Raw genomic sequence first — 22,539 nt, forward strand, 5'->3', positions numbered from 1 at the left:
TGTACAGAATTGAAACAAAAAGGCCTCTACAGGGGGCTCAATTGCCCGAGCCGTCGTCGCTGCGTCGCACCAGTCAGGCCTTTGCCCCTGGTTGGCATAGTCCTCGCTAATAGGAGCATGCAACATCGCGGCGCCGTGGGGAGCAACCACAACGGCGGCGGCGCATCAGGCCAATACGGGGCCGATTCTTGTTCACCCTCTGCTGTTTGCAATGCAGCGACTTAATCGAAGGGTGCACGAATCGGATCAAAAACAGGAAGACGCGCGACGCGCGGCTTCACGCGAGGACCGATCATGTTGACACTTCAATCAGATCTGCACGGTAACCATTTGCTCGGCGCATTGCCGTCTCACGAATGGCAAGCGCTAGCTCCCCATCTCGAACTGGTTCATCTGCGCACGGAGCAGTTGCTCTGCGATTCGGGCCAACGCATCCACCATGTGTACTTCCCGACCACCGCGATCATTTCGATGCTGTCGACAATGGAAGACGGCAGCTCGGTCGAGATCGCCGCCGTCGGCCGCGAAGGCATGACCGGCGTGCCGGTGCTCACGGGCGGCGAAACCATGCCGAACCGCGTGCAGGTGCAATGTGCCGGCTTCGCCTACCGGATGAGCGCGCAGGCCCTGAAGCAGCAATTCGCCCGCTCCGATTTCCTGCGCCGTCTGATGCTGCTCTACATGCACGCGCTTCTCACGCAAGTCGCGCAGACCGCCGCGTGCAATCGCCATCACTCGCTGAACAAGCAACTGTGCCGGTGGCTTCTCATCGAGGTGGACCGTGTCGCGTCGAACGACCTCACGGTGACGCAGCAGCTGATCGCCGACATGCTCGGGGTGCGCCGCGAGGGCATCACCGAGGCAGCCGGCAAGCTGCACGACGAAGGCCTGATTCACCACAGCCGCGGACACATCAAAGTGCTCGACCGCAAGGGCCTCGAAGCGCGCGCCTGCGAGTGCTACGGCCTCGTGAAACGCGAGTTTGACCGCCTTCTGCCACGTCTGCGCCAGGCCGAGACCGTCGAATAAAACACAGCACGATTCGACCACCTCGCAGAGTCAATAATGTTCAGGAATACTGCGCGATTCCTCGACGCACTCTTCGTGATTGCGGGAGGCCTGCTCGCTCACTGGATGCGTTTTTCGACGCTCGCCGCGTTGCCGGACACGGAACGCCTGCTGATTGCGTTCAATTGCGTGCTGGTGCTGCTGATGTTTCCTGGCTTCGGCGTATACGAAACGTGGCGCGGCAAGGCCTTGGGCGCGATGCTCGCGCGAGTCGCCGCGGCATGGCTCGCCGTGGTCGCGGCCGCGTTGCTGCTCGCGTTCACGTTGCATCGCATGGATGCGGTATCGCGCCTGTGGTTCGCGTATTCGACGCTGATCTCAGGCGCGCTGATCGTGGTGACGAAGTGTGCGGTGCACGTGGCATTGCGCAGCGTGCGCCGGCGCGGCATGAATTTCCGCACCGTCGCGATTGTCGGCGCACCCGGTTTTGCGCGAACGCTGCTCGCGCATCTGGAACATGCGCCGCAAGCCGGCTTCAAGCCAGTGTGCGTACTCGATATGAGCGTGAACAGCAGTCTCGAACGGGTTGCCGCGTACGGGGCGCAGATAAATCGCCTGCCGGTGCTCACCGACGCAAATGCATTCGCCGCGAAAGTGCGCGATGAGCATGTGAACGAAGTCTGGCTCGCGCTGCCGCTTTCGGAAGAACATACGATCTATCGCTTCCAGCGCATGTTCAGGCATGACTTTGTGAACCTGCGTTTTATTCCTGACGTACGCAGCCTCTCGCTTTTTGACCACTCGCTCGTCGAAGTGGTCGGTTTGCCCACGCTGAGCCTCAGCGCGCCGTCGTTATCGCCGCCGCAGATGTGGCCGAAGCTGATCTTCGACCGGCTTTTCGCCGCGGCCGCACTGATTGCGCTTGCGCCGGTGTTCGTCGTGCTCGCTGTGGGCATCAAGCTCACGTCGCCGGGGCCTGTGTTCTTTCGGCAGACCCGCAAGGGCGCGGACGGCGAGCCCTTCTCCATTTACAAGTTCCGTTCGATGACCGTGCATCACGAAGCACACGGCCAACTCACGCAGGCCTCGCGCAACGACTCGCGCGTGACGAAGCTCGGCGCCTTCATGCGCCGCACGAGCCTCGACGAACTGCCGCAGTTTCTGAACGTGCTGCTCGGACAGATGTCCGTAGTCGGTCCGCGTCCGCATGCGCTCGAGCATGACGACCTCTACAAGGATCAGGTGTACGGCTACATGCACCGCTATCGGATCAAACCCGGCATTACCGGCTGGGCCCAGGTGAACGGCTATCGCGGCGCGACCGCCAAAGTCGAGAAGATGGAAGCGCGCGTGAAGTTCGATCTTTTCTACATTCACAACTGGTCGTTCTGGTTCGACATGAAAATCGTATTCATCACGATCTTCAAGGGCTTTGTCGGCCGCAACGCATTCTGATCATGCCGCTACGGACACCGCTCGTGAAAGTCTCCGTGATCGTGCCGACGTATCGTCGCACCGCCGATCTCGCGCGGTGCCTCGCGGCGCTCGACGCGCAGGAGCGCCGGCCCGACGAGGTGATCGTGGTCGCGCGTCACGACGATCACGCGACCCTCGACTGGCTGCGCACGCGCGAGGCCACGCGCCCCGATCCGCGGCGCGCGGTCGTGCTGGTACATAAGCCAGGTGTGGTGGCTGCGTACAACCTCGGCATAGAAAGCGCATGCGGCGACGTGCTCTGCTTCACCGACGACGACGCCGCGCCGCATCCAGACTGGATCGCGCGGATCGCCCGCGCATTCCAGAGCGATCCGTGCCTCGGCGGTCTCGGCGGGCGCGACATCGTGCATGAACGCAACGGCATTCTGCAGGGGCAGAAGCCGTGCGTGGGCATCGTGCGATGGTATGGCCGCACGATCGGCAATCATCACATCGGCCATGGTCAGGCGCGCGAGGTCGACGTGCTCAAGGGCGTCAACATGGCGTTCCGTCGCGAAGCGATCGGCTCGCTGCGTTTTGACGCGCGCCTGCGCGGCAGCGGCGCGCAGGTTCACTGCGAGATGGGCTTCAGCCTCGACGTGCGCAGGCGCGGCTGGACGCTCGTCTACGACCCGGCGCTGCTCGTCGAGCACTTTCCCGCACAGCGCGGCGACGAAGATCAGCGCTTCACATTCAACGACACGGCGTTTTATAACGCGTCGTTCAATCTCCGACTCATCATGTGCGAACACCTGAGCCCGCCTGGCCGATGGGCGTTCGTCGTTTACTCGACGCTGATCGGCGATCGCGCGGACCCGGGGTTCGTACGCGCATTGTCACTGGCATTCGAGCGCGGCGGACTGGCGCTTGCTTTTCGCAAATGGCGAGTGGGTTTACGCGCAATGCGCGGGGCATGGCAGGAAGCGGCGCGCTAACCAACGACGCGCCGGCTACACGCGAAGGGACCACAAAATGACTATCAAAACAATTGCCGCGGGGCTCGCGGCTGCATCTCTATGCGCCTGCACGCTCGCGCCCGGACCTTACCTCGACACGAAACGGCTCGAGCCCGCGGCGCCACCTGAACAGACAGCCGAGAAGTTTCCGGTGCACACGATCGACGTCGGCTACTTTCGCCAGCAACGCGCGGCCGCCGTGCCCGCCGTCTGTCCACTGACGTGCCTCACGCCGCAAACGCGCGGGCACTACGAATACCGGCTCGGGATCGGCGACCAGTTGAGCATCATCGTCTGGGATCATCCAGAGTTGACAGGCAGCATGGGCATCGCGGGCAGCACGCCGCCGCTGCCAGCCGCAAGCGGCGTGGCGCCTTCTCCTGGCCCCACACAGACGCAGGGCGCGACGCCGATCGCACCGACCATGACGGGCAGTGGCGAAGGCGGCCTGACGGTGCGCGTCGCGAACAACGGCACGATCTTCTTTCCGCGCGTAGGCCGCATCAAGGTGCAAGGCATGACCGCGCAGGAAGTACAGGCGGCGCTGACGAAGGGCCTCGCGCGCACTATTCGGGACCCGCAGCTCGACGTGCGCGTGTCGGGCTTCAACAGTCAATCAGTGCAGGTCACGGGCAATCTGCGCACGCCCGCTTCCGAAGCGATCACCGATGCGCCGCTTACCGTGCTCGACGCGATCAATCGCGCGGGCGGCGCTTTGCCCGATGCGGACCTGCAGAACGTCGGCGTGACGCGCGACGGCAAACGCTACACCGTCGACGTGGCCGCGCTGCTCGAAACCGGCGATCCGCAACAGAACGTGTTGCTGAAGGACGGTGACATCATCGACGTGCCGGACCGCTCGAACAGCCGCGTCTTCGTGCTGGGCGAAGTGAACAAGCCGACCTCGCTGCCAATGAACCGCGGCCGTCTCACGCTAGCCGACGCGCTCACCGGCGCGGGCAGCCTCGACGTGAAGACCGGCGATCCGCGCTACGTGTACGTGGTGCGTGGCGCCGACAAGACGCTCACGCCCGACGTTTATCAACTCGACATGACCCAGGTGGATGCGTTGATGCTGATGACCAAGTTCGATCTGCAACCGAAGGACGTCGTGTATGTGCAAGTGTCGAATGCGGCGCGCTTTAATCGCGCACTCGAACAGATCACGCCGACTCTGCAATCGATCTTCTACACCGTCCAGTTGTCCAGATAAATCGCCCGCAACGGAGTATCGACATGAGTACGTATGACATGCTGGACCATGGTCCCGCACCGGACGGCGACGAGGATGCGGTCATGCGCGACCTCCTGCGCATGGTGACGGAGCAGATCTGGTGGGTGATCGCTATTGCCGGCAGCGTGATTCTCGCGGCAGTGGTGTACACGAAAATCGCCACCCCGGTCTATTCCGCCGACGCGCTGCTGCAGGTCGACGCGCAGAGCAACGGCAACAGCGCGCAAGGCCAGAAACTAGTCTCGTTGATGCCGAGCATCGGTCCCATGCGCACCGAGGCCGAGATCGAAATCATCAAGAGCCGCGCGGTGGTGGAGCCCGTCGTCGAGCAATTCAAGCTGAATTTCAGCGCGTCGGCGAACACGGTGCCGGTGCTCGGCAAGATCTCGGCAATGTTCGCGCGCCCGGGTCATCCGTTTGGCGCACCGTTCGGCCTGAACGAATACGCGTGGGGCGGCGAGCAGTTCGAGGTCGGCTCGATCAGCGTGCCGAAGCCGCTGGAAGGCGCGCAACTGACGCTGCGCGCGCTCGATAACGGCCGCTACGTACTGAGCGACGCGCTCGGCGCCACCCTGCTCACCGGTATGGCCGGCGCAGAAGCGAAAGGCCATGACGTGACATTGATCGTGAAGAAACTGGTGGCGCGTCCCGGCACGGAATTCCATATCACGCGTTTCAATCAACTGGATGCCGTGTCGGCGCTCTCCACCTCGTTGCAGGTCGCCGAAAAAGGCCGGGATACCGGCGTCGTGCAGTTGTCGTATTCGGGCACAGACGCGCACGCGATCACCGCGATCACCAACGCGGTGGCCACGTCGTACCTGAAGCAGCGCACCGAACGCGCGCAGGAAGAAGCGAGCCACATGCTGGACTTCCTCAATAGCGAGGTACCCCGCTTGCGCTCCGAAGTGAAGAAGACGGAAACCGCGTTGTCCGAGTATCAATCGAAAGTCGGCTCGTTCCAGCCGACTCAGGAAGCGGGCGTGTACCTCGCGGGCGGCCTCGATTATGAAAAGCAGATCGCGGCGCTGCGCATTCAGCGTGCGCAACTGCTGCGGCGTTTCACCGAGGAAAGCCCTGAAGTGCAGCAAGTCGATTCGCAACTCGGCGCAATGGCGCGCGAGAAGGCCCGTTTCGAAGATCACTTCACGACGCTGCCCAGTTCGGAGCGCAACGCGCTCGCCTTGCAACGCGACGCGAAAGTCGCCGAGGAAATCTACGTCGCGTTGCTGAACAAGATTCAGGAACTGTCTATTTCGCGGGCCGGCACGATCGGCAACGTGCACATCATCGACGAAGCGCTGCTGCCTTCAAGGCCGGTGCGGCCGAAGTCAGCGCTGATCATTTCGGCGGGCACGCTGCTCGGCGTGATTGCAGGCATTCTGTTCGCGTTCTGCAGACGCAGATTCTTTACCGGCGTGGCCGATCCCGAGTTCGTCGAACGACGCTTCCAGTTGCCGATTTTCGGTGCGATCACCTTCAGTCCGGAGCAGGCGCGCAGCGACCGCCAGTTGAGCGCCACGCGCAGCGCTGCGCTGCGCGCGCCCCGCTCGCGGCCGACCCAGGTGGAAGACGCGGCTGCGCCGTCGGCCGGCATCGCGCGGCTGCTGCCTTCCCGTGCGCAAGCCGGCGCAAGCGCGAAGCATGCAGAAAGCGAACCGGTCGGCACGCAGACCGTGATTGCCTCGGACAAGGCGCCGGTGCGTCCGCTGCTCGTAAAGACCCATCCGTACGATACGACGGTAGAGGGTCTGCGCGGCTTGCGCGCCACGTTGCAATTCGGCCTGATCGATGCGCCGAACCGCATCGTCGCGATGACGAGTCCTGCTCCATCGGACGGCAAGAGCTTTCTGAGCGCGAACCTCGCGGCGCTGATTGCCGAGTCCGGCAAGCGGGTGCTGCTGATCGACGCGGATTTGCGGCGCGGGCGGCTCGCGCAATATCTCGGCCGCTCACCTGAAGGCGGCCTCACGGAACTGCTGACGGGCCAGGTCGATCTGGAAACGGCGGCTCGCGCGACGGGCGTGGCGGGCCTGCACTTCATCGCGGCGGGCACATATCCACCGAACCCCTCGGAGATCCTCACGTCGTCGCGCTTCAGTGAAATCCTCGCGCGCTTCGAGCAGCAGTTCGATCTGATCATTGTCGATACGCCGCCGCTGCTCGCGGTCGCGGACGCCGCGGTCGTCGCAAATCTCGCGGGCTCGACCGTGCTGGTGATGCGAGCGGGCGCACACACCGAAGGCCATCTTGCCGAAGCGCTGAAGAAGCTGCGCCGCGCCCGTGCACGCGTGGTGGGCGGCGTCATGAACGCGGTGCCTCTGAAGAGCCACAACAAAAATGGTACGTACGACTACGCTTATGCGTACGCGTACACGACTGCCAAACCAGACGACACGCCCAAGCGAGGCTAACGTCGGTTGCAAGCGGTAGTCGATCGTGGGGTTGCGCAGCAGGCGGGCGCAGCCCCTTTTTCATTGGCGCGGGAATCCCGGCGATTCAAATAGCGTTGAAGATGCAACGAATGCGGCGCCGGCGGCAAGAAAGCCGCCGGCGCCGCGAGAAAAGAGCGTGCGGTTTTACAGAAACGCGCTGACGTCGGTCTGGAAACGCTGGGCCAGCGCCTTTGCGACCTTCTTGCTGATCGAACGGCGTCCCGCGAGGATATCGCTCACCACTGTCGGTGATGCAATGCCCATCAGGTCCTTTTGCTTGAGTCCGTGCGTTTCGAGCAGATGCCGCAGGACTTCGCGCGGCTCGGCCTTCGGAAGCGTCACATTCTGCGCTTTCCAGCTGCGAATCAGGTCAGACACGATCGCGTGAAGATCAGCAAGCGGATCGTCCTCTTTGCCGTCCAGATGATTGGCAAGGGCGCTGGCGACCTCAAGCATCGTCTGGTAGTCCTGCTCGTTGCGGATTGGCGTAATGGGCAACCGGGCCTGTAGCGCGGCCCAGCTTTGAGCGATGTCGGGAATCGATCCCGGAAAGCGATCGGCGTTCATGAGTGTAGATTCTTCCTCGTCCAAAGGTCATGTTTCCTGTGCGCCATTGCATGACGAACGGATCAACGACTGCCTGTTTTAATGAATCGCCGCGACGATCCGCGACCGTTTATCGTTACTGTCCTGGTTACGGTTTGCCGCCTGCGTCGAATACCGTATATCGAGGCGGCGCATGATCCACGCTGGCGCCTCCCCCCGGCGGCCGATCGGGTGGCATTGCCCGAACGGCTTGTTGATGGTGCTGCCCTGCTGAAACACGATTGGACCGCCGAGCCGCGAAGCAGCCACAAGCTTCGGCTCATCGTCCCCAACTGCTCTGCGATGCCGGCTCGGTCGGCCATCTGACTGGTTCGGTCGCGAGATCGGTGTCGATCCGCGCGGTCGCGGCCGACTCGCCGCGCGCACCGACTGCGGCGACCGTGCGCGTGACCTCGGCCATGAACGCACGGCGAAATACGGTCGTCGAAAACCGCTCGGCGTTTGCACGGCACGCGGCCGGCGTGATCTGCTCATGCTGGCGCTCGAACCGGTCGATCGCATCGAGCATCGACACGACAGTTTGTCGTCCGAAATAAACTCCGGTGGGATGCGCTTCGCCGACCGGCACCACCGTTTCGAGCGCCCCGCCCTTGCCGAACGCTATTACCGGCGTACCGCAGGCCTGCGCTTCGAGCGCGACGATGCCGAAGTCTTCTTCCGCGGCGAAGACGAAAGCTCGTGCGCGCTGCAGATAGTCCTTGAGAACGCCAGCTGGCTGATAGCCGAGTATCGTCACGTTCGGCCCGGCCTTCGCGCGGATCGCGGCCATCTCCGGTCCGTCGCCGATCACGATGAGCTTGCGGTGCGGCGTCGCGCTAAAGGTCTCCACAATCAGATCGATGCGCTTATACGGCACCATTCGCGACGCGGTCAGATAGAAGTCGTCCTTGTGCGTGCAGAGTTCGAACTCGTGCACGTCGACCGGTGGTGGAATCACGGCGGCTTCGCGCCGGTATGTCTTCATCATGCGCCGCGCGACAAATTGCGAGTTGGCGATCAGGCGGTCGACGCTGTTCGCCGAATGCGAATCCCAGCCGCGCAGATAATGCAGCAGCACGCGCACGAGCCAGGACCGTGGCCCGCGCGTCAATCCCGCTTCGCGCAGATATTGATGCTGCAGGTCCCACGCGTAGCGCATCGGCGAATGCACATAGCTCACATGAGTTTGATCCGGACCGACCAGCACGCCCTTGGCAACCGCATACGAACTGGTGATGATCAGATCGTAGCCGGCCAGATCGAACTGTTCGACGGCGAGCGGCATCAACGGCAGGTAGGCACGATAGCGGCGCCGCGCGAGGGGCATGTGTTGAATGAAGGAGGTAGTGACGGGCTTGCCGTGCAATGGCCGGCGGTCTTCGAGAAAATCGACGAGGCTGAAAAGATCTGCGTCGGGAAAGCATGTGATCAGCTGCTCGAGTACCTTCTCTGCGCCGCCAGGTGCGACCAGCCAGTCGTGCACGATCGCAACTTTCATGATCTCCCTGTCCTTGGTAAACGCCTCCTGGGCTTAGCAACGAGTGTATGTGGCGCATCGTTTGCTGTGCGTGCGCGTGCCCACATTCGACGCGCGACAGGGCGCGAATAATTGAATCATTGCGCATTCGCCTCTTGCGAATGCAAAGAACCAATTAATTCGCCTTCCTATGCGCCCCTCGCTCGACGCCTCGCCACTCGCTCACTCCTTGCCGCTCGTACCATCGGTGTGTATCGATCCACCGGCCGCGCCGCTTGGCGCAAACATAGGCGCATCCGCTGCCACGCATGCGGCCGCATTGCCGCGCGTGCTGTTCGTCGATCAAAGCGGCCAGCTCGGGGGAGCCGAATTCGCGCTGCTGCAATTGGCGGAACGTTACCCATCGCACATGGAAGTCGTGTTGCTGGCCGATGGTCCGTTTCGCCTGCGTCTCGAGGCACTGGGCGCGCGCGTGCAGGTAGTCAATGACGCAAGCGTGTCGGGCATCGCGCGGCAAGCTTCGGCTATGAACTGCTTGCGCGTGCTGCCCGGCATCGTCAGACAGGTTCGCGCAATCGCGGCGCGTGCGCGAGCGTTTGACGTACTGTTCGTCAATACGCAAAAGGCGCTCGTGCTGGGCGCGCTTGGCAAGCTGCTGCATCGCAAGCCCGTGGTCTGGTATCAGCACGACATTCTCACGCGCGAGCACTTCGGACGTGTGCAGCTGAACGTCATCAAATGGGCGGTGCGCCTCGCAGTCGATCAGGTGATCGTCAATTCACGCGCGTCGGCGAGATCGCTGGCGGCGCTGACGGGTCTTGCGGCGGATGCGGTGCCGGTCGTCTATAACGGCATCGACGCGAGCGCGTTCAATAGCGTGGACGGCACCGACATGGGCGCGCTCAGGCAGAGTCTCGGCTTGCCCGAGCACGCGTGGCTCGCCGGTCTCTTCGGCCGCCTCGCGCCATGGAAAGGTCAGCACGTTGCACTCGATGCGTTGACGCGTCTGCCCGACGCGCACCTCGTCCTGGTGGGCGCGCCGCTATTCGGCGAGGATGCCTATGCGCAGCGCCTGCGCGACCAGGCAAGCGCGCTCGGCATTGCAGAACGCGTGCATTTTGCGGGCTTTCAGGACGAGATACCCGCGTGGATGAAAGCGATGAATGTGATTCTGCACACGTCGACGGAACCAGAGCCTTTTGGGCGCGTGATCGTCGAGGGGATGGCGGCAGGCCGGCCGGTGATCGCCGCGGCTGCGGGCGGCGTAACGGAGATCGTGCGCCATGCGCGCAACGGCTGGCTCGTCGAGCCCGGCGACGCTGCCGCGCTCGCCGACGCAATCGGTGTATTGCGCAACGACCCCGCGCTCGCGCAGCGCCTTGCGCAACAGGCGCTGCATGACGCGCAAGCGGACTTCTCGGTTGACCAGTATTTGCAACGGATGATGGATGCGCTCAGCACGACAATGCAGCCGCGCGATGGCGAGCCCGATACGCGCACGAGCCTCTGAAATACGATTCGCCGCGCTGGCAGAAGGCGAACGGGATGCGAACAGAAAAGAGCACACGAGCCCGCGTGATGCAGGCTCGCGCGTGATTGCTCAGTCCTTGCGGAACTCGATGGTCTGCACGCCGGTGTCCGTGCCGAGGAGGCACAGGTTCGCGCCGCGGCCTGCGAAGAGTCCCACGGTCACGACGCCCGGCCACGCGTTGATATGTGTTTCGAGCGTGCGCGGATCGCTAATGCGCAGACCTTTGACGTCGATGATTTCGTTGCCGTTATCCGTAATGAACGGCGTGCCTTCTTTCGTGACGCGCACCACCGGCACACCACCGAGCGCAGTCACGCGGCGGCCGATTGCGGTACGCGCCATCGGCACGACTTCGATCGGCAGCGGGAAGTTGCCGAGCGTGTCCACGAGCTTGCTGGCATCCGCGATACAGACGAACACGTCCGACACGGACGCGACGATTTTCTCGCGCGTGAGCGCACCGCCGCCGCCTTTGATCATCGCGCCGCTGTGGTCGATCTCGTCCGCGCCGTCCACATACACGGGCAGCGAATCGATCTCGTTCAGGTCGAGCACCTTGAAGCCGTGCGATTGAAGGCGCGCGGTGGTGGCGAGCGAACTCGACACCGCGCCGCGATAGCGCGCCTTGCTGGCGGCCAGCGCGTCGATGAAACAGTTCGCGGTGGAGCCTGTGCCGACGCCGATCACCGAGCCTTCGGGCACGTTGGCGTGGACATAGTCGGCGGCGGCCTGGCCGACCAGTTGCTTGAGTTCGTCTTGAGTCATGGGAATGCTGGCGAGCAGTAAAAAACGCTAGTTTACCGGAGTAAGAAGCGCAAACCCCCGGGAAACCGCCCGGACTTACTTCTTCACCGACCGCTGCCGCACCGCTTCGAACAGACACACGCCGGACGCCACGGAAACGTTCAGGCTTTCCACCGTGCCCGCCATCGGAATCTGCATGACGACGTCGCAGGTATCGCGCGTGAGGCGGCGCATGCCCTCGCCTTCGGCGCCCATCACGATGGCCACGGGGCCGTCGAGCTCGGTCTCGTAGAGGCTCCTGGTGGCCTCGCCGGCCGTGCCGACGATCCACACGCCCGCGTCCTTCAGTTCGCGCAGCGCACGCGCCAAGTTTGTCACGGTGATGTACGGCACGGTGTCGGCCGCGCCGCTTGCGACCTTCGCGGCGGTCGCGTTCAGGCCGACCGCGCGATCGCGCGGCGCGATCACCGCGTGAGCGCCCGCGGCATCCGCGACACGCAGGCACGCGCCCAGATTGTGCGGATCGGTCACGCCGTCGAGCACGAGGATCAGCGGCGAGCCGCTGATCCCATCGAGCAGTTCCGCGAGATTCTGGGCAAGCGGCAAGTCGCCCGCGCGAGCCACCACGCCCTGGTGACGCTCGGTGCGTGCGAGCCCCCACAGACGCGTTTCGTCGGCGGCGATCAGACGCACGCCTGCTTCTTTCGCCGTGTGCAGAAACTCCGTCATGCGGCGGTCCTTGCGCGTTGCGTCGTAATAGACATCTTCGACGGTCGACGCATCGTGCCGAATGCGCGCGGTGACTGCATGAAAACCGTATAGAACCTTGTGACGTGCCATGACTGATACAACCTTTGATTGAGCGCGGCGAGAATGCCGCGCTGCTGTGATGAATACTGTGCGTGTCCGCGCCCGATTCGACGTACGAGCCTGGGCGGCGTGAGGCCGCTGTCAGACGGCACCCGGCGCGACCCAAACGAACACCGCGCGCAACCGGCACGTCGCTGCGTGGCCGCTTGCGCGCGGTTCAGGCGTCGAAGCGCGGTCAGTGCTTCTTGCGAGCGGTCTGCTTCGAAGCGGCCTTGGTCGCCGCGCCGCCGTGTTTCTTCGCGGCGCCGCGCGTGGCGCGTGCTTCCTTGACGGCCGCGCTTTGCGCGGGCGCCGCCTTCTTGCGGCGTGCGCCGGGCGCGGCGCTGCCGCCTTCAGCCGGTGGCAACGCGCGCACGCGCGCGCCGCCGTTTTCCGCGGATGACTTGTCGCTCGCCGCCACGCCGCGAGCCGGATGCGGTTTGATCGGCGTATCGCGCACGAGGCGGAAGTCGATCTTGCGCGCGTCCAGATCGACGCGGCTCACCTGCACACGCACGCGGTCCGACAAACGGTAGCGGATGCCGGTGCGCTCGCCGCGCAGCTCGTTCTTGACCTCGTCATACTGGAAGTAGTCGGAGCCGAGTTCGGTAACGTGCACGAGGCCTTCGATAAAGAGCGAATCAAGCTGCACGAAAATACCAAACGACGTGACGCCGTTCACCATGCCGCCATATTCTTCGCCGAGCTTGTCGCGCATGAAGTAGCACTTGAGCCATGCTTCCACGTCGCGCGAGGCTTCGTCGGCGCGGCGCTCATTGGCTGAGCAATGCAGCCCGAGCTCTTCCCAGATCGCGACGTTGTTCGCACGCGCGCGGCCGCTTTTTTCCTCGTCGGCCTGCTGCATCGCGCGGGCGCGCGGCGACAGCGCCGTATTCAACTGGATGCCTTGCGGTGGCTCCGGCTGATACTTGCGGCCCTGCAGGATCGCGTAGATCGCGCGGTGCGTGAGCAGATCGGGATAACGGCGAATCGGGCTCGTGAAGTGCGCGTACGCCTCATAGGCAAGACCGAAATGCCCAATGTTGTCCGGGCTATAGACTGCCTGCTGCATCGAGCGCAGCAGCATGGTTTGCAGCATCTGCGCGTCGGGCCGGTCGCGGATCTGCGCCATCAGCGCGGCGTAGTCGCTCGCGTGCGGCTTCTCGTTGCCGCCGAGCGTGAGGCCCATGCCGCGCAGGAACGTGCGCAGATTTTCGAGCTTTTCAGCGGTCGGACCGGCATGCACGCGGAACAGGCCCGGATGCTTGTTGCGCTTGAGGAAGTCGGCGGCGCACACGTTCGCGGCCAGCATGCATTCTTCAATCAGCTTGTGTGCGTCGTTGCGCGTGCGCGGCACGATCTGTTCGATCTTACCCTGCGCGTTGCAGACGATGTACGTCTCCGTGGTGTCGAAGTCGATCGCGCCGCGTTTCTGACGCGCGGCGAACAGTGCCTTGTAAACGCCGTACAGGTTCTGCAGTTGCGGCAGTAGCGCAGCACGGCGCGCGGCTTCCGGACCCTTGGTGTTTTTCAGCACCGCGGCGACTTCGGTGTACGTGAGACGCGCGGCGGAATGCATCACGCCGGGATAGAACTGATACGCCTTCACTTCGCCACGCGCCGTGACGATCATGTCGCACACGAGCACGCAACGGTCGACGTTCGGGTTCAGCGAGCACAAACCGTTCGAGAGCTTCTCCGGCAGCATCGGAATCACGCGGCGCGGGAAATAGACGGAAGTGCTGCGCTCGATCGCGTCGGTGTCGAGCCCGCTTTTTGGATGCACATAATGCGAGACGTCCGCGATCGCGACGATCAGACGGAAGCCCTCGCCGCGGCCCACCTTGACCGGCTCGCAGTACACGGCGTCGTCGAAATCGCGCGCGTCTTCGCCGTCGATCGTGACGAGCGGCACGTCGCGCAGGTCGATGCGGTGACGCACGTCAGCGGGACGGACCTCGTCGGGCAGCCGGGCGGCCTCGTCGAGCGCGCTCTGACTGAATTCGTGCGGCACGCCGTACTTGCGCACCGCGATTTCGATTTCCATGCCGGGGTCGTCGATATCGCCCAGCACTTCCACCACCCGGCCAAGCGGTTGCGAATGACGGCTGGGAAAATCGGTCAGCTCGACCACCACCACCTGGCCGACCTTGGCCTTCTTGGTGTTCTGCGTGATCAGAATGTCGTGGCCGATGCGCTTGTCTTCGGGCGCGACGATGAGCGCGCCGTTCTCGCTCAGCAGCCGCCCAATTACGCGCTTGTTGGCGCGGTCCGTGACCTCGACGATGTGCCCTTCCGGCCGCCCGCGCCGGTCATAGCCGACGATGCGCGCGAGCACGCGGTCGTTGTGCATGACTTTCTGCATTTCGGCGGTGGGCAGGAACAGATCGTCCTGACCGTCGTCGCGAATCAGGAAACCGTAACCGTCGCGATGACCCTGAACGCGGCCGGCGACGAAATTCGACGGATGAGTCAGCTGATAGAGGTTGCGCTGGTCGAGCCGGATCTGGCCGTCGCGCTCCATCGCGCCCAGGCGCTTGAAAAATCCTTCGCGCTCCTGGCGCTTGATCGACAGGGCTTCGGCGATCTCGTTGGCGGCGAGCGGCGTTTCGCTCGTACGCAGGACGCCGAGGATTTCCTCGCGGCTCGGAATCGGATACGGAAATTTGCTCAAGGGCTTGTCGATGATTTTTTCTCGTTGCATGGACGTCGGTCGGCGATCTGGCTCGGCTTAAGAAGCGTTTGCATGGCGCCTGAAGGGCACTTGCTGCTGCACTGAAAAGACCTGCTTGGGTCCGGCTCGTTCAAGGCTGAGTCCGACGGGCTTGTGCACCGTGCCAACGAACTACTGCGAGGCATTCTAACACCCGTCTTGCGCGCTACGCGGACCGTCAACCGTCGCCGGGAAGCCCGCGCAGCCTGGCTGGCGGCCTGTTCAAGCAAGTTTTGAGAAACTTTTGAGAAACGCTTGACAGCCTCCATTCGGTCGCTATAATGGCGGTCTTTGCTGTTCATCACCTGCCCAGGTGGCGAAATTGGTAGACGCACTAGGTTCAGGTCCTAGCGGTGGCAACACTGTGGAGGTTCGAGTCCTCTCTTGGGCACCAGATTCAAGACTGAAGCCGCCAGATTGTATGGGCGGCTTCAGTTTTTATGCAGCGCGGTGGTTGTGCAGTAAGTTTCTGTTTCAAGGCGGTTGTTGCGGTGGGGATTGACACGCTGCATCATCTCGCTAAAATAGCGGTCTAGCTTCAAGACGTGCCCAGGTGGCGGAATTGGTAGACGCACTAGGTTCAGGTCCTAGCGGTGGCAACACCGTGGAGGTTCGAGTCCTCTCCTGGGCACCATCAGTAGTTCCGGCGTAAGCCGAAGAAGTCCGAGAAACCCCGTAAGATCAAGGTCTTACGGGGTTTTTTGTTTTCTGCAGTCCCGTTACGTCCGCTGGCGTCGACTTTTTTTGCGTATACCTGATTCGGGGGGGCCTTTCCATGCCCAGACGCGTCGAATCGAAGTCGGAATTGAAGTTTTGCAAGGGAACATAGATTTTCCGCAGCCCAACTCTCAGGCTTCGAGCTATTTCACTTTGCACGGCACGACCGACCCGCTCATTAAAATACATCTCTCGGTTTTGTGGCAAGCGCGTAATCCAGATTGCAGTGTAAGCATCAATTGGCTGGAAGGTGTGCGCAGTCAGTTCTATGTCAAAAGTCCTATCAAGATTGATCGGAACGGAAACTCATTCACTACACGTGTGCCGTTTGATGATGTTTTACCAGGCCGCTGCGGCTGGAAATTTGAGGCGCTGACAGTTACCGGTACAGACGACCAAGGGCGTCCATTGCAACCTGTCAATGGGCCCGTTTTGATACGCTTGACGACGCAAACACTCCAAGACCGAGACTTAAAGGGGATTCGGGATCTGGTTTGTAAAACTGGGGCGTCCACCGTCCCATCGCAAGGTCCTGCGCTTATTTGCCAGGACTCCAAGCTCCGCTACCCATCATCCGTTCTTTGGGTACGCCGCGATACGACCGAAGTTGAGATCAATTTCCATTACTGACAGACAGAGTTCGAACACATCAATCGGCTGCCATCAAAATCGTATGCGGCCTAACTCGCCCGGCGGAGCCTGAGCAACGCCGCTGGTTCGAATGTCAACGATTCTGGTCGAAGAGTCGAATGTCCCTTCATGGCCGACCTGGGACAGCAACTCGGTAGCCGGACCGATGCAGCATTCACTGCGCACTTCGCTGGGAAAGCCCATAACCGCCGAAACTTCCGCGGCAGCAAAGCAACGGATGCGGGACCCAGCCTTGTGCTAAAAGACCCGCATCAGGTGCGGGCTGCGTTTGATACTGGGGACCAGGTAATTCAACCCCAAGATGCTTATTTGCTGCGCTTCGGCGACGACGCCGACAGTTTCCCATGCCTTCATGATCGCGCGTATGGCCGGGCGTCGTGAAAATCTGCGCTGAGGCCGCCGCTTTGCCGGTCACTGCGCCCGCCCCTTGTAAGCGCTCTTCAACGCATCCACTACGAGCTCGACCGCCCGCGATGATTTGCGTCGACTAGGGTAGTAGACGTGATGTCCGACGAACGTGGGAAACCAGTCTTCCAGCACCCAACGCAAACGCCCCGCTCGGACATGCACTTCAACCAGGTCTTTGGGCACGTACGCAAGCCCGAACCCGCCAAGCGCCGCGTCCACCATCTGGTAGGCATTGTTGAAGATGAGCTGCCCTTCAACCCGCACCTGCAGTTCTCGCCGCCCCTTCCGCAACTCCCACGGGAGCAGCGAATCTCGGGTTGGCAGCCTCAAATTGATGCAATTGTGCAGCGTCAGATCCTGCGGCGTCTTCGCCGGTGCCGCAGATTGCAGGTAGCGAGGAGAGCCAACGATTGCCATCGTCATGTCAGGCGCGATTCGCACGGCGATCATGTCTTTGGCGACTTGGTCGCCTAGCCGCACGCCGATGTCGTACCGATCCGCGACGATGTCGGCCAACCCGTAGTCATTGATCAATTCGATCTTGAGGTCTGGATACTGGCGCAGCAACGGTTGCAGACGCGGCCAAACGTACGAGTTTGCCGCGTAGTCGGTGGTCGTAATCCGGACGGTTCCGCCCGGGCGACTTGTCATCGCGCGCAAAGAATCGACCTCCGCTTCGATTTCCTGGAAACGGGGTGCAATCGCCGCCAGTAGCCGTTCACCTGCCTCCGTCAAGGAAACACTGCGGGTAGTGCGCGTCAGCAACTGAAGGCCCATCCGCTTTTCAAGGCCGGCCACCGTCCGGCTCAACGCCGACTGCGAGACTCCGAGTTGCGCCGCCGCCCGCGTGAAGTTGCGCTCACGCGCGACGTTCATGAAGCCGACCAGATCGTTGAAATCCTCTTTCAATTAATGCTCCACAGCATAAGGGCATGCCGATATTGCCATCTAGTCGCATGAATTGCCAGGAGTTAGATTACCGGCATTGGCATATCGCCCGGACGACACCGACGAGGAATAGTTATGGAACTTAAACGTGCGGGCTCCCAGCCCTCGAAGAAAGGCCCTGAAGAATGGTTTACAGGCACCGTGCGGCTCGACCCGCTGAACGCTCCGCCTCCGCCGGCACGCGTTTCATGTGCGAGCGTGACATTTGAGCCCGGCGCGCGGACTAACTGGCATACCCACCCGCTCGGCCAAACCTTGATCGTTACGGCCGGCTGCGGCTGGACCCAGTGCGAAGGCGAGCCGCGCGTCGAAATACGCGCTGGTGATGTGATCTGGTGCCCGCCTGGCCACAAGCACTGGCATGGTGCCACCTCGACGACCGCGATGACGCATATCGCCATTCAGGAAGCGCTCAACGGCAAGAACGTCGAATGGCTAGAGAAGGTCACGGACGAGCAGTACTTCGGCAGCGGCGAGCAGGCATAGTGCGATTCACGAGGCCGCGAGCATGCTCTTTCATGCACCGCAAACCCGGAATGTGGCTCTTGGCGCGTGTCGTTGCGGCGACAGCGGTGGCGCATTGCTTCGCTGCCTGTACTTCAATGGTAAGGACCGGAAACATGCAAAATCCGCTGTCACAACATGACATTACTTCCGTTTCTCCGGCTTTCGCGCGTTATACGAACCAGGCCGTGCTCGATGGCCTCTGGAAGAGGCCGCAACTGTCGCCGCGGGACCGGAGCATCGTGACCCTGTCGGTGCTCGTCGCCCGCAACCAGACCATCGAGATGCCGTTGTATTTGCGGTTGGCACTCGATAGCGGTGTGAAGCCTGCCGAGATTTCGGAAATGATCACGCATCTCGCCTTCTATTCCGGCTGGGCAAATGCGACCGCAACTGCTGTCGTCGCCAGGCGCATTTTCGATGAACGTGGCATTGGTATCGATCAGGTCCCTGAGGCCGATGTCGACCTGCTGCCGCTCAACGAAGCCGCAGAGCGACAACGTGAGCAGGCGGTCCAGGAGAACTTCGGCTCGGTCGCTCCCGGCGTTGTTCAATACACGACTGACGTACTCTTCCGCGATCTATGGCTGCGTCCGGGACTTGCGCCCCGCGACAGAAGCCTGGTCACGGTGAGCGCCCTGGTTGCCAACGGTCAGGTCGCGCAGATTCCCTATCACCTTGGCCGCGCGATGGACAACGGCCTGACGAAGGACGAAGCGTCCGAAGTGCTGACGCAACTCGCTTTTTACGCGGGCTGGCCGAACGTTTTTTCGGCGATGCCCGTGTTCAAGGATGTTTTCGCGAAGCGAGCGACATAAGCGTCCACGCCGGATCGTCGGCCGGTTCAGGAACTGCATGTCTCGAACCGCGGCGAGAGTTCGTTGGCCAAACGCATGAATAGCAGGAACTGATTGATGCGGTAGCATCGGCTACTGGCTCGAGTAAGGCAACCGCAGGGGAAGCGATAGATGCAGTGATCGGAGCCATTTCGAAAGCGGTCGCCCAAGGCGATACCGTACAACTCGTTGGCTTCGGTTCGTTCAGTCAGGGCGTACGTGCGGCGCGAACTGGCCGTAATCCGGCCACAGGTGAACCTATCGAGATTCCTGCCGCGAAGACGGTGAAGTTCGCGGCTGGCAAGGCTTTCAAGGACTCGGTCAATGGGGGCGGGAAGTAGCTCGCCAGCCAAAACCATTAAGAGACTGACGGCACTTGCCGCGGTATGGTGTTGACTCCGATCTGCTTCTACGTGCGTTGCTGGCTACTCCCCGGATGTCCATCGCGGAACGCGACGTACTGGCGGTTAAACGCATCCAAAGCGAATTGCAGGTGGCTTTGTTCGAAATGAGGCACCCGCACCGCCGCCCGGGACCGTAGCCAAGATGTACCCTTCCGGCACAGCCCCCAATCATTAAAGCCACGGTCTACGCCGGCGCTCGAATAAGTAGCGCGGTTACGATCCTGCCTCAAGGCTTCGTGCATGCAACAGTAGATCCGCTCTTTTCCGCTTCGAAAGCCTGCCTAAAGCCAAAATCAAGCTCGCAAGCTCGGCGTCTTCCGCATAGAGGAACGCCACGGGGACTCGGAGCACTGTCGCGAGACGAATCGCGAACGTGTAATCCACCTTGTGAACACCAGGTTCATACCGGTTAATGCGGGTACTTGCGACGAACGGATCCAAGCCCGCCTCGATCCCGAGCTGCTTCTGCGACAGCCCGGCCTCCAGGCGCGTGAAGCTCTGGGTCCCGATGTACTCGAAGTCGCCATACAGCAGGCCGTTAAGCATCCCCGGCTCGGTGTCTTCAGGGTAGTCCTTCAGATCGAGCATCGCGGCGAAGCGTGTCTCGCCCGCCATGCAGAAGCCGCGTGATATGCCGAAGCGCCGGCCGTGCCTTGACCCGGTTGCGACCGGACTTACTACGCGTCGAACAGCGCCCACTCGGCCTCGACACAACGGTGTCCTAAGACAGGCCAACCCCATGTCCACGAAGCTGCGTTGGGTCCGGCGATTCCGGATAGCGAAACTGACTGAACTCATACTGGACCGGCTTTAGCGATGGGCCAATCACTACGGTTTCCCCTAAAACAGCCGACTCGCTTCTGCCTTCGTATGTGATCGCGCATCGACTTGGGGTTAATCAGTATGCAATTCCTCGATAGTCCGCAATAACCAAATATCTTTGTTCCGTACCGCGCACTACCATCCTTCGAGCCGACTGGCAGGTTGAATGACAGAGCCACACGAAGCGGCGCGATCGATTATGGAACGAAGCACAAACCCACAGAAGGAGCCACGGCAACAGCGCCGATATGTCGCGCTGATTGCCACCATAACGGCACTGCTGCTCACCTACTGTGCCGTGCTGCATCTCTCGTCGGCTTCGTCAATGCTCCCCGAGCTGCAGCATTTCACCGTCCATGTAAATCGAGACAAGGCACCTTGGGAGCGGCCTGTCTTCGCGATTCGTGAAGGTGTGCCAGCACATATCAGCGTCCAGTCGAAAGAGAACGGTGTCGCAACGCTCGAGATCTATCCGCGATAGCGAGGACAGCGCGTGCGGCACTAGACAAGCAACGCACGCTTTTGCAGTGACAACTAATTGGAGCAAGGACTCCTGGGAGACATTCATGCGACGTAATCAAGCGTGGGCGATCGCGATATCGCTCAGCGCACTCACACTTGCCGGCTGCGGCGGAGGGTCTGACGACACCGTGGCCGCCGCGCCCACACCTGCACCCAGCGTGTCCATCGCGGACTACGTCGTTCCCCGGGCACCAGGCTGCGCTGCCGGCGACACACCAGAGACTGCGCTACAAGGTCAAGTGCCAGCCGCGCTTCGCCAATCGGGCTTTGGCGGCTTCAGTTGCAATCTGAAGCTCGTGAGTCAGGTACAAGGGGAAGGTGCTTCGTGGTCCGCCGCTACCTACACGGACAGGAAGGGGCAGACCTGCTTCTATCACGCAACGATGGGGGCATCGCCAGCATTCACGAATCCAGCCGCACCGCCGCGCGTGAACCCGGGGGTGCCGGTCATCGATATCACCGACCCAGCACGGCCCACCCGGATCAGTTCATTGACGTCCACCGCAATGATCGACCCGTGGGAGTCGCTGCGTGTGAATACTTCGCGAGGGATACTCGCTGCAGATAACGGGCTCGGCGCTGGCGGTGGCCCGGAAATCGATCTGTACGACGTTGCGTCGGACTGCACCCAGCCCCAGTTGCTGGCGAGCGTTCCGATTGGCACAGGGACTGACGGAGGCATCATCCCGGCCAACAAGCCGCTGGGCCATGAAGGCGGATTTTCCCCGGATGGCTTCACGTACTACATCGGCAGTGTAAATAGCAAGTCGTACTATGCGGTCGATCTGACGGTGCCAACGCGACCGAAGCTGGTCTCCTCGATCACCATGTCGGACCTTGGACTCAAAAGCCTTCCTCATGGGTTGTCCGTAAGCCAGGACGGGACCCGCGCCTACTTCGTCTCGTCCGGCAACATTGGCGCAATCGGCGGCACGGCACCTCCGCCACTGAACGACCCGAATGCGAGCGGAGACAACGGGTTCTTTGTTGTTGACACCGGTGAAGTGCAGAGTCGGCGCCCCAATGCTCAGATGCACCGCATCGCGACGGTCCCCGTTCGGGACGGCAGCGTGGCGCAACATACGATCTCGTTCTCCGTGCGGGGCAAACCCTATCTGATCGAAGTCGATGAGGGCGGATCTGGGGGAATCCAGGACCCCACCGCCGCAGGCGTAACAGCCGCCTGCAATGCCGGCATGACGCCCTTCCCGCTCGGGCATATCTACGACATATCCAATGAGGCGGCACCACAACTGGTCTCGGAGCTTCGATTGGAAACGCACGCGGTACAGAACTGCCACAAGGTCATTCCCGACATCCTCGGCCTCGCCGCGTTCACCTATGGCTCCCACTACTGCAGCGTGGACAACCGGGAGAACGCAACCGCGCTCGCGTGCAGTTACTTCAATTCCGGTGTACGCGTCTTTGACATTCGTGACCCGTCCAAGCCCAAGGAAATTGCGTACTACAACCCTGCCTCAGCGAAATCCCCCGGCGCTGGCTCTGGGCATCTCATGTTTGGCCAATATCACGCGGGCGGCCCGGACTGGTGCGCTTCCCGTCTCGACTTCGACTTCGATCGGCATTTGCTGACCACCGCGTGTCAGGACAACGGTCTCCTCGTCCTGTCATTCGAGAACGGCTCCTGGCCGTTCCCTGAAAGCACGAAAGCGATCGGGATCGGCAATTGAATTTAGGAATCAAGCCCCCTCGTGCTCC

At 62.0% G+C, this 22,539-nt stretch carries 18 protein-coding genes and 2 tRNA genes; 13 read left to right on the top strand and 7 right to left on the bottom strand.

Annotation, left to right across the window (positions count from 1 at the left end):
* Positions 1-294 precede the first annotated feature (294 nt).
* Genes A3AC_RS0115000 through A3AC_RS0115020 form a run of 5 tightly spaced genes read left to right on the top strand, consistent with a single transcriptional unit; the run spans position 295 to position 7,088 of the window.
* The gene (locus A3AC_RS0115000; RefSeq protein ID WP_025599790.1) at positions 295-1,029 is read left to right on the top strand and encodes a Crp/Fnr family transcriptional regulator; all 735 of its coding nucleotides are present in this window, start codon (positions 295-297) and stop codon (positions 1,027-1,029) included.
* Positions 1,030-1,065: 36 nt separating this feature from the next.
* Positions 1,066-2,463 carry an undecaprenyl-phosphate glucose phosphotransferase gene (locus A3AC_RS0115005; protein ID WP_025599792.1) on the top strand — a complete coding sequence of 466 codons (1,398 nt, stop codon included), beginning with the start codon at positions 1,066-1,068 and terminating at the stop codon, positions 2,461-2,463.
* Positions 2,464-2,465: 2 nt separating this feature from the next.
* Positions 2,466-3,419, top strand: coding sequence for a glycosyltransferase family 2 protein (locus tag A3AC_RS0115010; protein WP_025599793.1), 954 nt, complete (start codon positions 2,466-2,468; stop codon positions 3,417-3,419).
* 37 nt (positions 3,420-3,456) lie between these two features.
* Entirely contained in the window at positions 3,457-4,653 is a 1,197-nt protein-coding gene (locus A3AC_RS0115015; RefSeq protein ID WP_025599795.1) for a polysaccharide biosynthesis/export family protein, read from the top strand.
* Between the two features lie 23 nt (positions 4,654-4,676).
* The gene (locus A3AC_RS0115020) at positions 4,677-7,088 is read left to right on the top strand and encodes a polysaccharide biosynthesis tyrosine autokinase (RefSeq protein ID WP_025599796.1); all 2,412 of its coding nucleotides are present in this window, start codon (positions 4,677-4,679) and stop codon (positions 7,086-7,088) included.
* A gap of 165 nt (positions 7,089-7,253) precedes the next feature.
* Here A3AC_RS0115020 and A3AC_RS0115025 read toward each other — a convergent pair whose 3' ends face one another.
* Together A3AC_RS0115025 and A3AC_RS0115035 are read right to left on the bottom strand one after the other, a co-directional pair.
* The gene (locus tag A3AC_RS0115025; protein ID WP_025599797.1) at positions 7,254-7,676 is read right to left on the bottom strand and encodes a helix-turn-helix domain-containing protein; all 423 of its coding nucleotides are present in this window, start codon (positions 7,674-7,676) and stop codon (positions 7,254-7,256) included.
* A gap of 298 nt (positions 7,677-7,974) precedes the next feature.
* Complete coding sequence (locus A3AC_RS0115035; protein WP_025599800.1) at positions 7,975-9,192, bottom strand: glycosyltransferase family 4 protein; 1,218 nt, start codon at positions 9,190-9,192, stop codon at positions 7,975-7,977.
* A 169-nt stretch (positions 9,193-9,361) separates the two neighbouring features.
* Here A3AC_RS0115035 and A3AC_RS0115040 point away from each other — a divergent pair, with 169 nt between their 5' ends.
* Complete coding sequence (locus A3AC_RS0115040; RefSeq protein ID WP_025599802.1) at positions 9,362-10,681, top strand: glycosyltransferase family 4 protein; 1,320 nt, start codon at positions 9,362-9,364, stop codon at positions 10,679-10,681.
* A gap of 90 nt (positions 10,682-10,771) precedes the next feature.
* On the opposite strand, the gene rpiA is transcribed toward A3AC_RS0115040, so the two are convergent.
* The 3 genes from rpiA to rnr form a co-directional block, all read right to left on the bottom strand.
* Positions 10,772-11,467, bottom strand: a complete 696-nt coding sequence (gene rpiA, locus A3AC_RS0115045; RefSeq protein WP_025599803.1) for a ribose-5-phosphate isomerase RpiA — start codon at positions 11,465-11,467, stop codon at positions 10,772-10,774.
* Between the two features lie 75 nt (positions 11,468-11,542).
* A complete protein-coding gene (rlmB, locus tag A3AC_RS0115050) occupies positions 11,543-12,286 on the bottom strand; it encodes a 23S rRNA (guanosine(2251)-2'-O)-methyltransferase RlmB (RefSeq protein WP_025599805.1) in 744 nt (247 codons plus the stop codon).
* A gap of 205 nt (positions 12,287-12,491) precedes the next feature.
* Complete coding sequence (gene rnr, locus A3AC_RS0115055; protein WP_035475162.1) at positions 12,492-14,999, bottom strand: ribonuclease R; 2,508 nt, start codon at positions 14,997-14,999, stop codon at positions 12,492-12,494.
* 316 nt (positions 15,000-15,315) lie between these two features.
* Here rnr and A3AC_RS0115060 point away from each other — a divergent pair.
* Both A3AC_RS0115060 and A3AC_RS0115065 read left to right on the top strand, forming a co-directional pair.
* Positions 15,316-15,402: transfer RNA gene (locus A3AC_RS0115060), tRNA-Leu, on the top strand.
* Positions 15,403-15,555: 153 nt separating this feature from the next.
* Positions 15,556-15,642, top strand: a tRNA-Leu gene (locus tag A3AC_RS0115065).
* A 1,145-nt stretch (positions 15,643-16,787) separates the two neighbouring features.
* Here the strand turns inward: A3AC_RS0115065 and A3AC_RS0115075 are convergent.
* The gene (locus tag A3AC_RS0115075; RefSeq protein WP_025599808.1) at positions 16,788-17,693 is read right to left on the bottom strand and encodes a LysR family transcriptional regulator; all 906 of its coding nucleotides are present in this window, start codon (positions 17,691-17,693) and stop codon (positions 16,788-16,790) included.
* A 114-nt stretch (positions 17,694-17,807) separates the two neighbouring features.
* Here A3AC_RS0115075 and A3AC_RS0115080 point away from each other — a divergent pair, with 114 nt between their 5' ends.
* The 3 genes from A3AC_RS0115080 to A3AC_RS30005 all read left to right on the top strand — a co-directional run bounded on the left by A3AC_RS0115080 (position 17,808) and on the right by A3AC_RS30005 (position 19,413).
* A complete protein-coding gene (locus A3AC_RS0115080) occupies positions 17,808-18,218 on the top strand; it encodes a (R)-mandelonitrile lyase (RefSeq protein ID WP_025599809.1) in 411 nt (136 codons plus the stop codon).
* 134 nt (positions 18,219-18,352) lie between these two features.
* Positions 18,353-19,054: a carboxymuconolactone decarboxylase family protein gene (locus tag A3AC_RS0115085; RefSeq protein ID WP_025599810.1), complete on the top strand. Its 702-nt coding sequence runs from the start codon at positions 18,353-18,355 to the stop codon at positions 19,052-19,054.
* An 89-nt stretch (positions 19,055-19,143) separates the two neighbouring features.
* Positions 19,144-19,413: an HU family DNA-binding protein gene (locus A3AC_RS30005; RefSeq protein ID WP_084515466.1), complete on the top strand. Its 270-nt coding sequence runs from the start codon at positions 19,144-19,146 to the stop codon at positions 19,411-19,413.
* Positions 19,414-19,689: 276 nt separating this feature from the next.
* Here A3AC_RS30005 and A3AC_RS29235 read toward each other — a convergent pair whose 3' ends face one another.
* Positions 19,690-20,091: a helix-turn-helix domain-containing protein gene (locus A3AC_RS29235; RefSeq protein ID WP_025599812.1), complete on the bottom strand. Its 402-nt coding sequence runs from the start codon at positions 20,089-20,091 to the stop codon at positions 19,690-19,692.
* Positions 20,092-20,464: 373 nt separating this feature from the next.
* Between A3AC_RS29235 and A3AC_RS30415 the strand changes: the two genes are divergently transcribed.
* Together A3AC_RS30415 and A3AC_RS0115100 are read left to right on the top strand one after the other, a co-directional pair.
* Positions 20,465-20,779, top strand: coding sequence for a hypothetical protein (locus tag A3AC_RS30415; RefSeq protein ID WP_156924618.1), 315 nt, complete (start codon positions 20,465-20,467; stop codon positions 20,777-20,779).
* An 85-nt stretch (positions 20,780-20,864) separates the two neighbouring features.
* Entirely contained in the window at positions 20,865-22,511 is a 1,647-nt protein-coding gene (locus tag A3AC_RS0115100; RefSeq protein WP_025599814.1) for an LVIVD repeat-containing protein, read from the top strand.
* Positions 22,512-22,539: the final 28 nt, after the last annotated feature.

The sequence above is a fragment of the Burkholderia sp. WSM2230 genome, from assembly GCF_000472445.1.
Taxonomy (GTDB): Bacteria; Pseudomonadota; Gammaproteobacteria; order Burkholderiales; family Burkholderiaceae; genus Paraburkholderia.